This window comes from Actinomycetota bacterium (assembly GCA_005888325.1).
Classification (GTDB): domain Bacteria; phylum Actinomycetota; class Acidimicrobiia; order Acidimicrobiales; family AC-14; genus AC-14.
The window spans coordinates 141056-154594 of the sequence record VAWU01000017.1 but is presented as its reverse complement, the minus strand read 5'-3'; the positions used below and the strand labels follow the sequence as shown (position 1 = coordinate 154594).

The 13539-nt window shown below is 71.5% G+C and carries 14 protein-coding genes; 6 read left to right on the top strand and 8 right to left on the bottom strand.

Going from position 1 to position 13539, the window contains the following annotated elements; genetic code table 11:
- The first annotated feature begins 244 nt into the window (after positions 1–244).
- Positions 245–1681 carry a class E sortase gene (locus tag E6G06_04410; protein TML93047.1) on the top strand — a complete coding sequence of 479 codons (1437 nt, stop codon included), beginning with the start codon at positions 245–247 and terminating at the stop codon, positions 1679–1681.
- 13 nt (positions 1682–1694) lie between these two features.
- Here the strand turns inward: E6G06_04410 and E6G06_04405 are convergent, their stop codons facing one another.
- Genes E6G06_04405 through E6G06_04395 form a run of 3 tightly spaced genes read right to left on the bottom strand, consistent with a single transcriptional unit; the run spans position 1695 to position 3514 of the window.
- Positions 1695–2690 (bottom strand): cytochrome c biogenesis protein CcdA, encoded by a 996-nt coding sequence (locus tag E6G06_04405; protein TML92992.1) that lies wholly within the window; start codon positions 2688–2690, stop codon positions 1695–1697.
- The gene (locus tag E6G06_04400) at positions 2563–3285 is read right to left on the bottom strand and encodes an enoyl-CoA hydratase (protein TML92991.1); all 723 of its coding nucleotides are present in this window, start codon (positions 3283–3285) and stop codon (positions 2563–2565) included. Before E6G06_04400 ends, E6G06_04405 begins: the two co-directional genes overlap by 128 nt.
- Positions 3286–3295: 10 nt before the next feature.
- Positions 3296–3514 carry a biotin/lipoyl-binding carrier protein gene (locus E6G06_04395; GenBank protein ID TML92990.1) on the bottom strand — a complete coding sequence of 73 codons (219 nt, stop codon included), beginning with the start codon at positions 3512–3514 and terminating at the stop codon, positions 3296–3298.
- A gap of 54 nt (positions 3515–3568) precedes the next feature.
- On the opposite strand from E6G06_04395, the gene E6G06_04390 reads away from it, so the two are divergent.
- Entirely contained in the window at positions 3569–3817 is a 249-nt protein-coding gene (locus tag E6G06_04390) for a hypothetical protein (GenBank protein TML92989.1), read from the top strand.
- 30 nt (positions 3818–3847) lie between these two features.
- On the opposite strand, the gene E6G06_04385 is transcribed toward E6G06_04390, so the two are convergent.
- The 5 genes from E6G06_04385 to E6G06_04365 all read right to left on the bottom strand — a co-directional run bounded on the left by E6G06_04385 (position 3848) and on the right by E6G06_04365 (position 10062).
- On the bottom strand, positions 3848–5347 hold the full coding sequence (locus E6G06_04385; GenBank protein TML93046.1) for an acyl-CoA carboxylase subunit beta: 1500 nt from the start codon (positions 5345–5347) through the stop codon (positions 3848–3850).
- An 84-nt stretch (positions 5348–5431) separates the two neighbouring features.
- Positions 5432–6214, bottom strand: coding sequence for a crotonase (locus E6G06_04380; protein TML92988.1), 783 nt, complete (start codon positions 6212–6214; stop codon positions 5432–5434).
- Between the two features lie 687 nt (positions 6215–6901).
- Positions 6902–8161: an HD domain-containing protein gene (locus E6G06_04375; protein TML92987.1), complete on the bottom strand. Its 1260-nt coding sequence runs from the start codon at positions 8159–8161 to the stop codon at positions 6902–6904.
- The gene (locus E6G06_04370; GenBank protein ID TML92986.1) at positions 8158–9486 is read right to left on the bottom strand and encodes an HD domain-containing protein; all 1329 of its coding nucleotides are present in this window, start codon (positions 9484–9486) and stop codon (positions 8158–8160) included. Before E6G06_04370 ends, E6G06_04375 begins: the two co-directional genes overlap by 4 nt.
- 402 nt (positions 9487–9888) lie before the next feature.
- Complete coding sequence (locus E6G06_04365; GenBank protein ID TML92985.1) at positions 9889–10062, bottom strand: helix-turn-helix domain-containing protein; 174 nt, start codon at positions 10060–10062, stop codon at positions 9889–9891.
- A 261-nt stretch (positions 10063–10323) separates the two neighbouring features.
- On the opposite strand from E6G06_04365, the gene E6G06_04360 reads away from it, so the two are divergent.
- From E6G06_04360 to E6G06_04345, 4 genes are read left to right on the top strand one after another with little or no spacing between them, the layout of a single operon-like run.
- Entirely contained in the window at positions 10324–10992 is a 669-nt protein-coding gene (locus E6G06_04360) for a hypothetical protein (protein TML92984.1), read from the top strand.
- Between the two features lie 4 nt (positions 10993–10996).
- Positions 10997–12058 (top strand): glycosyltransferase family 4 protein, encoded by a 1062-nt coding sequence (locus E6G06_04355; GenBank protein ID TML92983.1) that lies wholly within the window; start codon positions 10997–10999, stop codon positions 12056–12058.
- Complete coding sequence (locus tag E6G06_04350; GenBank protein TML92982.1) at positions 12055–12333, top strand: hypothetical protein; 279 nt, start codon at positions 12055–12057, stop codon at positions 12331–12333. Before E6G06_04355 ends, E6G06_04350 begins: the two co-directional genes overlap by 4 nt.
- A gap of 20 nt (positions 12334–12353) precedes the next feature.
- On the top strand, positions 12354–13466 hold the full coding sequence (locus E6G06_04345) for a Zn-dependent alcohol dehydrogenase (GenBank protein ID TML92981.1): 1113 nt from the start codon (positions 12354–12356) through the stop codon (positions 13464–13466).
- The last annotated feature ends 73 nt before the right edge of the window (positions 13467–13539 follow it).

The following is a 13539-nucleotide window of genomic DNA, read 5'->3' as shown; positions in this document are numbered from 1 at the left end:
GGAGGCTTCGAAGCCGCAGGTGTGGCCCGACGAGGGCGTCGTCTCGCCACCCGCCGCGGGATGGCCCGACGAGACGGGGCTGCCTCCCGAGGCGGCCCTCCCTTCCGAGAGCGCACTGCCTTCCGAGAGCGCACTGCCTTCCGAGAGCGGCCTGCCTCGCTGGAGCGTGAGGCCATCCGAGGGGAGAGCCCCGTCGGCCCCGCCCGCATCCCCCGGCCCTCCAGGCCCGCCGGCCCCACCGGCGATGAGCCCGGTCGCTCCCGGGCCGGGCGTACCGCCGCCGGCCCCGCTCCGCGGGGCGACGCAGGCCACCGGCTCGACAGTGCGGTTCAGCGCGCGGAGGTCGGAAACGACGACCGAGCTCGGGGAGCTGGCTCCGTACACGCCGGACGAGGTCGCCGAGGAGGCGGCGCGGCGCGACGAGGAGACGCGGGTCGACGAGGAAGCCGCGCGACGCGCGGAGAAGGCCGCCCGGCGCGCGGAGGAGACGCGGATCGCGGAGGAAGCGGCGCGATTCGCGGAGGAGGCGGCGCGGCGGGCGGAGGAGGCGCGGGTCGCCGAAGAGGACGCGCGCCGTGCCCGCGAGGCGGCGCGGCTTGCGGAGGAGGAAGAGGCGCATCGCGCGGAAGAGACGCGCGTCGCCGACGAAGAGGCGCGCCGCGTCGCCGAGGCGTCGGCTGTTCCCCGCCCGACGAGGAAGGACATCCTCCGTCAACGGCGTGAGGCGGCGGCGCGGGGTGAGCCGGGCACCACGAAGCCGCGGCGCGCATGGCCTACCCTGGATCTCAGCGTGCGTACCAGCCGCATCCTTCTCGCCGTGGGTCGCACGCTCATCGCGTTCGGCACCCTCTTGTTGCTGTTCGTCGCCTACGAGCTGTGGGGCACGAACATCGCCGAGGCGCGCTCCCAGAAGCAGTTGAGACGCGAGTTCGCGCGGGTCGTGACGACGTCGACGACGACCGCGCCCGCGACGGCACCGCAGGTCACGACCACGACGGTCGTGGCCCCGCCGACCCCGGAGGGCGAGGCGGTCGCGCTGATCGAGATCCCCAAGATTGGTGTGAACAAGGCGGTGGTCAACGGCGTCGGCGTCCCCGACCTGAAGAAGGGGCCCGGCCACTACCCCGACACTCCGCTCCCCGGTGAGGCCGGCAACGCCGCCATCGCGGGCCACCGCACCACCTACGGCGCGCCCTTCAACCGGCTCGACGAGCTGAAGCCCGGCGACCAGATCTTCGTGTCGACGCACGCCGGGAAGTACCGGTACGAGGTCGACACCTCGGTCGTCGTCAAGCCGACCGACGTGACGGTTCTCAACCCCACCAGCGACAACCGGCTCACGCTCACGACCTGCAACCCCAAGTACAGCGCCCGGCAACGGCTCATCGTCGTGTCCCACCTCGTCGGCGAGCCCCCGCCGCCGCCGGAGGCGGCCCCCGGCGCCCAGGTCCGGCCGACCCCCCGCCCGAGGCGGCCCGTTGCGGGGCTCTCCGGCGCGGCCTCGGCGCGGAGACCGGCGCTGCTGTGGGGCGCGGTTGTCGCCGCGGTCGCGTTCCTGATCTGGTTGCTGGGCCGGCTGTGGCGGCGCTGGCCGGTCTACCTGCTCGGCACGCCCGTGTTCCTCTTCGTGCTCTTCGTCTTCTTCGAGAACATCTCGCGCCTGTTGCCCGCCAACGTCTGACCGGCGCGTCACCTCAGCTGCTGCTCAACGCGTCCAGGTGCAGCGCGTCGAAGACGTGGATGAGCTGTCGGGACATCCAGGTGACGTTCTCGGTGAGCAGCAGGATGCCGAAGAGCGTCAGCGCGAGGCCCGACACCACGTTGATGGCGCGGAAATGGCGGCGGACCCACGTGAACACCGACGTCATGCGGCCGAACGCCAGACCCGTGTAGACGAACGGCACGCCGAGGCCGAGCGAGTAGGCGAACAGCAGCGTCACGCCGCGCCCGAGAGTGGCCTCGGTCTCGGCCCGGGTGATCACCGCGCCGAGGATGGGCCCGATGCAGGGCGTCCATCCGAGCGCGAAGGCCATGCCCATGAGCGGCGGCGCCAGCGCTCCGAGGCGCGAGACGGGGACGTGGAAGCGTCGCTCCACCACGAGGAACCGTGGCGACACGACGCCGGCGAGGAACAGGCCCATCACGATGACGACGAGGCCCGCGGCCCGGTCGAGCACCTGGCGGTGGTCGTTCAGCAGGGAGCCCAGGGCGCTCGCACCGGCCCCGAGGGCGACGAACACGAGCGTGAACCCGGCGACGAACAGCAGAGTCGACCGGAGCACGTGCCCGGTGTCGACGGTCTCACCGGCCCGGAGCTCTGCCACGCTCACGCCGGACACGAGCGAGAGGTAGCCGGGCACCAACGGCAGCACGCACGGGGTGACGAACGAGGCCAGGCCGCCCAGGAACGCGAACGCCACACCGGGGTCGCGAGCGGTCGCGTCCGGCCGGACGAGCACGGCGTACGCGATGACCAACGCCAGCAGGCCGAGACCGGCGACGGCCAGGCCGAGACCGGCCCGGGCGCGCGCCCTGCTCGTGGCCTCCGAGGCCGGCCGGGCCTCAGTCACCCGAGAACCGCGGTGCCCGCCGCTCCCTGAAGGCGGCCATGCCCTCCGCCAGGTCGGCCGACCGCCACGCCCGCGCGAACGCGTCGGCCACCTCGGGATCGTTGTGCACGTCGCGCTCACACCGGTTGAGCATCAGCTTGTGGCCCGCGATCGTGAGGGGCGCGAGCACCGCGATCTCGTCCGCCCATGCGAGGGCGTCGGCGACGCTGCCCAGCCGCTGCACGAGCCCGAGACCCGCCGCGGAGGCACCGTCGAGCTCCTCTGCCGCGAGGAGCATCGCGCGGGCCGGCCCGTGACCCGCCAGGAGCGCCAGGCGCTGCACGGTCCACTGATCCACCATGAGGCCCAGCTTGGCGGCCGGGATGCCGAAGCGGGCATCGGCCCCGGCAACGCGCAGGTCACACGCGATCGCGAGCTGGGTGCCGGCTCCGAGCGCGGCACCGTGCACTGCCGCGATCACGGGCTTGGGAACGTCGCGCAGCGCGGTGAGCGCGGCGCGCAACGCCTCGACGAACGCCGTGTCCTCGACATTGGTGAGGTCGGCCCCCGCACAGAAGTGCCCACCCGCGCCGGTGAGGACGAGCACCCGCGCGTCTTCGGTCTCATCCACCGCGTCGACGAGCGCACGGCATGCGCCTTGATCGATCGCGTTGCGGCGCTCCTGCCGGTCGAGCGTGATGACGGCGACCGCGCCGCGCCGCTCGACACGAATCACCGCACGCGACTCACGATTCGTCGATCACGGCGATGACGTCGCCCTCGTTCACCTGGTCCTCCGGCACGACCCGGAGCTCGGCGACGGTGCCTGCGACGGGAGCCTCCACCGGGATCTCCATCTTCATCGACTCGAGGATGGCGATGGTGTCGCCCGTCGCCACCGTCTGGCCCACCTCGACGGGCACCTGCCACACGTTGGCGGCGATCTCGGCGACGACGTCGACCACGGGTGCGCTCCTGTCGGTGATGGGGACCCGAACCGGGGCAGACTAGTCGGCGTCGTGGGTTACCTCATCGGTCTCATCGTCTCCGGACTGGTCATCGGGGCGCTCGGTCGCCTGGCCGTGCCCGGCCGCCAGCCGATCGGTTGTCTCTGGACGATGCTCGTCGGCATCGCCGGCTCGCTCCTCGCCGGCCTCGTGGGGCGGGTGCTGTTCGGCGAGAACTATTCGGCCGGGTGGATCCTGTCGATCGCGTTCGCGGCCCTGCTCGTCTGGCTCTTCACCCGGCGCACCCGCACGGTCACGTAGAAGCGCACAGCGGGGCGCACCGAGCAGCGGTCACACCGGCAGCACGCCGTGCTTGCGCCATGGCCGCTCGATCACCTTGTCGCGCGAGAGCTGCAGGCCGTGCCAGATGGCCGACCGGGTGTCGGCCGGGTCGATGATGTCGTCGACCTGCGCATGGCCCGCGGCGATGTAGGGGTCGATCGTCTTGCGGATCTCCTCGGCCATGGCCAGGCGGGCCCGGGTGCGCTCGTCACCCTCGGGGATCGCCTCGAGCTGCTTGCGCATGATGATGTTCACCGCGCCGTCGGGACCCATGACCGAGATCTCGGCCGTGGGCCACGCCACGATGTAGTCCGCCTCGTAGGCGGTGCCGTTCATCACGAAGTAGCCGGCGCCGTAGGCCTTGCGCATGACGACCGTGATCTTGGGCACCGTGGCCTCCGAGATGGCGAAGAGCATCTTGGCGCCGTGGCGGATGATGCCCTGCTTCTCGACGGCCGACCCGACGATGAAGCCGGGCACGTCCATCAGGAACACGAGCGGGATCCCGAATGCGTCGCACAGCCACGTGAAGCGCGCCGCCTTGTCGGCCGAGTTCACGTCGAGGGCGCCGCCGAGCACCATCGGCTGGTTGGCGAGGATGCCGACGGGCTGACCACCGACCCGGGCCAGCCCGGTCACGATGTTCTTCGCCCAGTCGGGCTTCATCGGGAAGAACTCGCCGTCGTCGACGATCTCGTGCACGACCTTGCGCACGTCGTACGCGCGGCGTGGCGCGGTGGGGACGATGTCGTACAGCCGCTCGCAGCGGCGGTCGACGGGATCGCTCGTCTCACGCACCGGCGGGGCCTCGAGGTTGTTGGGCGGGAAGAACGAGAGGTAGCGGCGGACGGTGGTCAGGCACTCCTCGTCGCTCGGCACCTCGAGGTCGGCCACGCCGCTCACGCGGTTGTGGACGGCGGACCCGCCCATCTCCTCCTCGGACACGTCCTCGCCCGTCGCAGCCTTGACGAGGTGCCGGCCGCCGAGCGCCATCGACGACGTCCCCTTCACCATGGGGACGAAGTCCGCCAGCGCGGGGATGTAGGCCGTGCCGGCCGCGCAGTGTCCCAGCATGGCCGCCACCTGGGGCACCACGCCGCTCATCGTCACCTGCTCACGGAACAGCGCGCCGGCGCCGGCGAACGTCGATCCCGTCGCCTGCTGGATGCGCGCCCCGGCCGAGTCGAGCAGCCACACGATGGGGATCCGCCAGCGCAGGGCGAGCTCCCGCATGCGCGCCGTCTTGCGCTCGCCGACCGCACCCATCGACCCGCCCATCACCGTGAAGTCGTAGGCGCAGACGCAGACGCGCCGGCCCTCGACCTCGCCGACACCCGCGACCATGCCGTCGGATGCGAGATAGCCCTTGTCCGCGAGGCCCGGGTCCATCGAGTCGGCCAGCAGCCCGTACTCGACGAACGAGCCCGGGTCGCACAACAGGTCGAGGCGGGCGCGGACCGGGAGCTTCCCCAGCGAGCGTTGCCGCTCGACGCGCGCCTCCCCACCCATCGCGTGGGCGCGCTCCTGACGGGCGCGCAGGTCCTCGACGAGGGGCTTCCAGTCGTGCAGCTCCGGAGGGTCAGCCATGACCGGTCACCGACCTTTCCACTGTGGCGCGCGCTTCTCGGCAAAGGCGGCGATGCCTTCGGCCGTGTCCTCGGTCTGCGAGGTGATCGTGAGCATGGGGTGCAGGTAGGCGAGGGCGTCGCGGGCGGCGAGGTCCCACACCGCGTAGAACGAGTCGCGTCCGAGCTTCACGATCGCGGGCGACTTCGACGCGAGCGTGGCCGCGAGCTCGTCGACCGCCTCGTCGAGCTCCGCCACCGGGACCACCCGCGTGACGAAGCCCAGCCGGTCGGCCTCGACCGCGTCGACCCGCCGGCCCGTGAGCATCAGCTCGAGCACCTTCTTGGGCGCCATCGAGCGCACCAGGGGGACCGTGATCATGTAGGGCCACAGGCCGACGTCGATCTCCGGGGTGCCGAAGCGGGCGTCGTCGGCCGCCACGACGAAGTCGCAGGCGAGGGCGAGCCCGAAGCCCCCAGCGAGCGCATAGCCGCGGACCCGGGCGATGGTGGGCTTCCCGAGCGCCCAGAGGTCGTCGAACAGGCGGGCCAGCTCACCCCGCGCGTCGTGCACCTCGACGTAGTTGGCGTCGGAGCGCATGCCGGTGAGGTCGGCGCCGGCGCAGAAGGCCTTGTCGCCGGCACCCGTGAGGACGACGACCCGCACGTCGGCGTCCGCCTTCGCCTCCGCGATCGCCTGGCGCAGCTCGGTGAGAACGGCCCACGACATGGCGTTACGCCGCTCGGGCCGGTTGATGGTCAACCGGGCGACACCCGAGGAGACGTCGTAGAGCAATGCTTCATACGGCATGAGCGGGCACGGTACTTTGAGGAGGTCATGACTGCCTCGGTTCTCGAGCGGCTCCCGACGTTCACCCTCGCCGCGATGGCGATCGGCTTCGTGGTGTCGCTCGCCTTCGGCGGCCGGTTCCGCCACCTCTCGGGCAAGTCGTTCCGCGTCTGGCTCCTCCTGCCGATCGGCCTCTTGCTGCAGGTGCTGGTCCAGCGCGACAGCGCGCCGGCGCCGTTCGCCCTGCTCTTGCTCTCCTACGTCTGCCTCATCCTCTTCGGCATCGCCAACCGGCGTCTCACCGGGATGTGGCTGATCGTCCTCGGCTTCAGCCTCAACCTCCTCTGCATCGGGCTGAACCACGGGATGCCCGTGAGCCGCACCGCCATCGGGTCGCTCGGTCTCCACGAGAAGCCGGTCGGCGTGAAGCACCACCTCGAGCGTTCCTCCGACAAGCTGGTGTTCCTCGGCGACATCATCCCGGTGCCTTCGCCCGTCAACGAGGCACTGTCGTTCGGCGACATAACCTCATGCAGCCGCCCCGCAAGGAGGCGCGGGCCCGCAGCCGCAAACGCGGTTCGCGGCCGGTGCCCGTGGTCGGGAAGCTCGAGGCACCGCCGCTCGACGACTCGCCACTCTCCCCCGACCTGCAGCGCGTGCTCGACCTCGTGCAGGCCGACGCCCGCTCGAGCTCGACGTAGGGCGGCGCTACCGCGGCATCAGGTCCGCCGACGCCGCCGCCTCGGTGACGGGCGAGCCGGCGAGGATCGCGTCGTCGACCAGGCCGGGGCGCACCGCGAGCAACCGCTTGAGCCCGCTCACGACCTGGCGCCCCACGGGATCGGTCGTCGTCGCGGAGATGATCTCGAGCGCACCGCTCGTGCGGGACGGCTCCTCGGCGACATGGTCGTCGAAACGGCTGGCGATGCGCACGATCGCCGCGCCGAGCGTCCCGCCTTCGGGCGAATGCATCTCGACCTCCTCGACGAGGTCGGCGACCGGTCGGAGGAACCGGGTCTGGCGCAGCATCTCCGCGCCGACGCGCGCCACGCGCCGCGGGTCGACCGACTCGGGCGCCTCCTCTTCCTCGTCGCCGAGGCAGATGTAGCCGATGCGGTGCAGGCGCGCCGCGGTGACGACCCGTTCGCGGTCCTCCCCGATGACGCCGAGCTCGTCCGCGAGGGTCGCGGCGTAGACGGCCGTGCGCTCGCCGTGCCCGGGCCGGCTCATGCCGGCGACCTCGGGGACGATGCTCAGGGCCTGGATCGTCTGCCGGTACGTGCTGCTCGCCTGAGCGTACCGCTCGAACGAGAAGCGGGTGATGAGGAGCGGGCAGAAGGCGATCGCCGACAACCACGGGCTCCCCGTGCTCCCGCCGTGCTCGAAGCGGTCGGCGAGCGCGAGCAGGGCGGCGGCCGACAGCAGCGTGATGTACACGGGCCAGGCGGAGCCGGCGTTGACCCGCTCCTCCCCGGGCACGCTCGCGAACCGCGCGGTCAGCAGGTCCGCGGTGAGGAACGAGACGCCGCCGAAGAAGACGCACACGAGGATCTTGGTGTTGTGGTCGCCACCGAGACCGACCCCCGCGACGAGGTGGGCGGTGACGCCCGCGGTCAGCGCCGCGAGCAGCCAGCGCAGCGCGGTGGTGCCGGTGCCGAGGGCGCCCACGCGGCGGTTCAGGACGGGCAGGGCGAGGAGGACGCTGAAGAGCAGGACGAGCAGGTAGTCGCCACCGGGCAACAGGTAGGCGAGCGCGATCAGGACGGCGTAGCCGAGGGGCACCGACCCGCCCTGGGGCAGGTGCACGTCGAGGAGCAGGGAGACAGCGGTCACCACCGTGAGCGCGGCGAGCTCCACGCCGTCGAAGCCGCCGAGGACGGCGAGGATCGTCATGATCAGCAGTCCGCTCGCGACGCCCTCGCGGAGGACGCGCCGTTCCAGAGGCTCCCAGCCCAGGCGGACGTTCACGCCTGGACGGCCTCGGGCTTCAGCAGGTCGCCGAGGCCGGCGGACCCCACCCCGACGACCGGAGGCGCCACGCTGAAGTCGGTGGTGTCCTGCTCGTAGCCGAGCCCGTACTTCTCGCCGCGTCGCTCGATAGCCCGCACCAGCGCCTCGACGCAGTCGGGGTTGAACTGACTACCGGCCTTGTCGCGCAGCTCGGCGAAGGCGACCTCCTGGGCGAGCGCCCGCCGGTAGGCGCGGGTCGAGGTCATGGCGTCGAACGCGTCGGTGACGGCCACGATGTGAGCTTCCATGACGAGGTTGTCGGCACGATCGCCGCCACTGTCAAAGTGCGCATGGGTGTCGGACGCGGCCACGACCATCGTCTTCATGAAATCGACCCGGGTGAGGATGTCGATGCACACCCGGTTGTGGCGCTGGACCCGGCTGTACTCCTCGGGTGTGAGCCGGCCCGGCTTGTTCAGCAGCCGGCTCGGGACGGCGAGCTTCCCGATGTCGTGCATCAGCGCCGCGTAGCGAAGGTGCTCGAGCCTCGCCGACGAGAAGTTCATCTCGCGGCCGACGTACAGCGCGTACTTGGCCACCCGCTCGGCGTGGCCCGCGGTGTAGGGGTCCTTGGCCTCGATGGCCCGGATGAAGACCTTGACCGTCGCCTCGTGCGCCTCCTTGAGCTCGAGGAAGGAGGCGAACACCTTGCGGGCGATCGCCACGGGCACGATGAGCAGCGGGAGCACGATCCAGCCCACGCTCGAGTAGAGCTGGCCAAGCAGCAGCCCGAGCAGGCCGAACGCGAAGTAGTTGGGGATGGCGGGGCGCATGTCGCCCCAGACGTCGCCCGGGGGCAGCCGCTCGCCGATCGCCACGTGGGGCAGCACGAGGGCGACGTTGACGACGGCGAACCCGGTGGTGGCCACGATGGCGGCGGCGAACAGGCCGGGCCCGCTCCGCCAGCTGAGCAGGTCGAACACGAACGCCGCGAATGCCGCGGCCAGCAGGTACTGGCAGGAGTTGAAGAGCTGGGTCGAGAAGCGCCGGCGGCGGAGCAGGGTGATCTGCGCGGTGCCGCAGAAGCCGACGATCGCGGCCCCGAGTACCACGCCCCGGCCGTCGAAGGCAGCGATCGAGGCCATGATCATCATGAAGCCGGGGCTGACCGTGGTGGACGAGGGCAGCCGGATCTGGGAGTTCTCCGCCGCGAACAGAAGGAGCGTGAATAGCGCCACGGCCAACGGGGCAGGCCGCATGCCGTCGGCCGCGAGCGCGGCCGCGACGACACCGGCCGCGGCCAGCGCCGCCGCTGCGTCTAGAGCCCTCCGTGGTGCGTTCAATGTGTCGTTGGTCCCTGCTGGTGAGCGTCTCGGTGCAACCGAATGCGAGGGGAAGGCGGCAGGGGCACGAGCGCCCGCGCTGAGGTTGAAGTTGTGTTGCTGGTTGAAGCTGTGTTGCTGCTGTTCAGTCGACCTGGTTTAGCCGTGTGCGAAACCGGCACCACCAGCGAGGACGACAGCGACCAGGCTCGACGCAATGGCGAGCGCGCGGATGTACGTCTTCTTCATGTGGAAAGCAACTCCTCGAGTTGGTTGCCTCCCCTGTTTCCGCTAACGACAGGGTGGTGCGCTCCGCTCAAGGAAGAACGAGCACGGGCGTGTGCCCCTGCCGGCTTCCCCTCTCTTCGGTTGTCAAGTTGCGGTGGCGTGCGCCACGTTTTTTACGCCCTGGTCTCGGCGCTGCTACTTCACTTTGAGCCGCTCCGCGAGCGCCTCGATCTCACGCCTGGGGAAGCGCCGGTGCCCCCCCAGAGTAACGATGTGTGGGACCCGGCCTTCCTTGGCCCACCGGCTGATGGTCTTCGGGGAGACGTGGAGGAGGGTCGCCGCCTCGGCCGCCCGTAGATAATCCGCCACTTCCGCCTACCTCGCTCCTGGGCCATTCGCCCTCCGAGACCCGTTTTCCGCCGATCCGGGCGAGCCGAGCGATTCGGCCTACCCGGGCACTGCGTCCGGTTTCTGTCCTTCGCCGAGAATGGACGACTCGGGAGGTCAGGTAAATAGGTCCGCGGGGTGATCTTCGACTAGTCATTGTGAACTACCGACACGGATGTGATTCGGGCACGGTGCGCGCGATGGTCCCTCTCCCAGCGGTGGCGGTTCGCTACCGTTCGGGCAGTGGACTCGGATCTCACTCCCGATCTCACCGACCTGGAGCGGGAGCTGTGCCGGCTGCCGGAGGTGAACGCGGCCCGCATCGTCACCGACCAGGTCGGGCGGCCGACCGAGGTGCACATCCTCGCTTCGCCCGCCAAGCACGCCAAGCAGGTCGCACGCGACGTGCAGTCGGTCGCGATGGCGAGCTTCGGGCTCGACCTCGACCGGCGAATCATCTCGGTGGTCCAGCTCGACGGCGGTCAGCTGGACGCGGCCGCGGCCATCCCGGGCCCGCCGGCCGCCGAGCCGCGGGTCGTCATCGGTGGCATCAGCAGCGAGCAGAACGGCCTGCGCACCCTGGTGCGCGTCACCCTCCAACGCGGCGAGACCGAAGGGGCGGGGTTCGCCGAGGGTTCGATCGCGGCGTCCGCTCGACCCCGCCTCGTCGCCCAGGCCACCCTCGACGCGCTCCGCCAGCTGCTGCCCGCGGCCGAGTGCGCCGACGTCGAGATCGCAACCGTGGTGCGGGTCGGGACCCGCGAGGTCGCCCTGGCGAGCATGGTGTTCGTGATCCCGCCCCACGAGGACGTCGTGTCGGGATCGGCCCTCGTGCGGGGAGCCAACGAGACCGAGGCCGTCGCCCGGGCCGTGCTCGACGCCACGAACCGCCGCCTGCCCCAGCTGCACTGAGCCCATGGCGGCGGCCACCGTCGCGCTCGTGTCCTTCCGGCTCGGCGGCCCCGACGGCGTGTCGGTCGAGGCGGCCAAGTGGGCGGGGCGACTGGCCGCCCTCGGGTTCGAGGTCGTCACCGTCGCGGGCGCGGGCCCGGTCGACCGACTGCTTCCTGGGCTCGCGATCGACGCGACGGCCCCGCCGGCGGCGGCCGCGCTCGACCGGGCCCTGGCCGACGCGGGCCTCGTCGTCGTCGAGAACCTCTGCTCCCTCCCGCTGAACCCGGCCGCGGCCGAGGCCGTGGCGAGCGCCCGCCGCGGACGTCCGACCGTCCTCCACCACCACGACCTCCCCTGGCAGCGGGAGCGGTTCGCCACGGTCGCAGGCTGGCCTCCGGTGGACCGCGCGTGGGCCCACGTGACCATCAACGACCTCAGCCGGCGGGAACTGGCGGCGCGCGGCGTCGACGCCACCACGATCCCCAACGCGTTCGACATCGACGCGCCCGCGGGTGACCGGGCCGCCACCCGCGCCCGTCTCGAAGTGCGCCCGGACGAGCGCCTCCTGCTGCACCCCACGCGGGCCATCCCCCGCAAGAACGCGCCCGCCGCGCTGGCGCTCGCCGCCGGCCTCGGGGCGACCTACTGGATCCTCGGCCCGTCCGAGGAGGGCTACGGAGCCGAGCTCGCCCGCCTGCTGGCCGAGGCACCCGTCCGCACCATCCACGGCTGGCCCACACCTCCGTTCCCCGAACGGTGGGTCGGCTCGGTCGCCGACGCGTACGCGGCCTGTGACGCGGTCGTGTTCCCGTCGAGCTGGGAGGGGTTCGGCAACCCGACCATCGAGTCCGCCATCCATCGGCGCCCGCTGGCCGTGAGCCGCTACCCCGTCGTCGCCGAGCTCGCCGCGCACGGCTTTCGCTGGTTCCCCACCGACCACGCCGCCCCGCTCGCGGCGTTCCTCGACCACCCCGACCCCGCGCTGCTCGAGCACAACCACGAGCTGGCCCGGCGGCACTTCTCGCTCGCCGCCCTCGAGCGCCGGCTCGCGGCGCTGCTCGCGGCGCGAGGGTGGATGCCGTGACCCCCGGCGACGTGCCCCGCGGCGACACAGACCCGGTCCGGGCGCGCCGGGCGCGCTGGGCCCGGGCCGCGTCCCTCGGGCAGCGCGCGGGCTACGGCGCGTTCGGCGTCGCCGTCGTCGCCTTCGCGCTGGGCGTCGTCACCGGGCTGACCGACGCGGTCGTCGTGGTCGTGATCGGAGCGTTGGCGGTGGGCTCGCTCGTCCTCGCGCCGGCCATCGTCCTCGGGTACGCCGTGCGCGCCGCCGAGCGCGACGACCGCGAACAGGGGAGATGACCGGGTGGTAGAACGGGCGCATGACGCACAGAGCCGCTGTCCTGCCGGGCATGAACCAGCCACTCGAGGTTCGTGACGACGTCGAGATCGAGTCGCCGCACGCCGGCGAGGTGAAGGTCCGCATGGGCGCGTCGGGCGTGTGCCACTCCGACCTGTCGATCCAGAACGGAACCCTCTACGGCGGGCCCGCACCCCTCGTCTGCGGTCACGAGGGTGCAGGCGTGGTCGAGGAGGTCGGCGAGGGCGTGACCGTTGTGCGGCCCGGCGACCACATCGTCGTCTCGTGGGTGCCGCAGTGCGGCAAGTGCTACTTCTGCCGCGCCGGCCAGCCCAACCTGTGCGAGGTCGGCAACACGGCCACCATGGCGGGCAGCCTGCTCGACGGCACCACCCGGCTGACGTCGCAGGGTGCGCCCCTCCACCAGATGGCGGCCACGGGCACGTTCTCGGAGTACGCCATCATCCCCGACATCTCGGTGGTGAAGATCGATCCCGACATCGACCTGAAGGTCGCCGCGCTCGTCGGGTGCGGCGTGCTCACCGGGGTCGGCGCGGCGCTGAACACCGCGTCCATCGCCGAGGGCGACACGGTCGCGGTGATCGGGTGTGGCGGCGTCGGGCTCAACGTGATCCAGGGCGCCCGCATCGCCGGCGCCGAGCGGATCATCGCGGTCGACATGGTCGACTCGAAGTTGGAGATGGCCAGGCAGTTCGGGGCCACCGACACCGTCAATGGGGGCAAGGGCGACGCGGTCTCCGGCGTCATGGACCTCACCGAGCAACGCGGCGCCGACGTCACCTTCGAGGTCATCGGCCTCGAGGCCACCATCCAGCAGGCCATCGGCATGGCCCGGCGCGGCGGCCAGGCGATCCTCGTCGGGGTCCCACCGATGGACGTCATGGTCACGCTGCCGGCCATGATCGGCCTCATCGTCGCGGAGAAGACGGTCAAGGGCTGCTGGTACGGGTCATCCGACGTGCGCCGCGACGTCCCCCGCCTGATCGAGCTCTACCGCAATGGAGCGCTGAAGCTCGACGAGCTCATCTCACGTGAGATCAAGCTCGACGCGATCAACGACGCCTTCGAGGCCATGAAGACCGGCGAAGTCGCCCGCTCGGTGGTCGTGTACTAGGCACCTCGACCGACGCAAGCTCGAGGGCCGGCGCAGCTCAGGGGAGACGGCGGAAGCGTCGACGCCGGGCCGC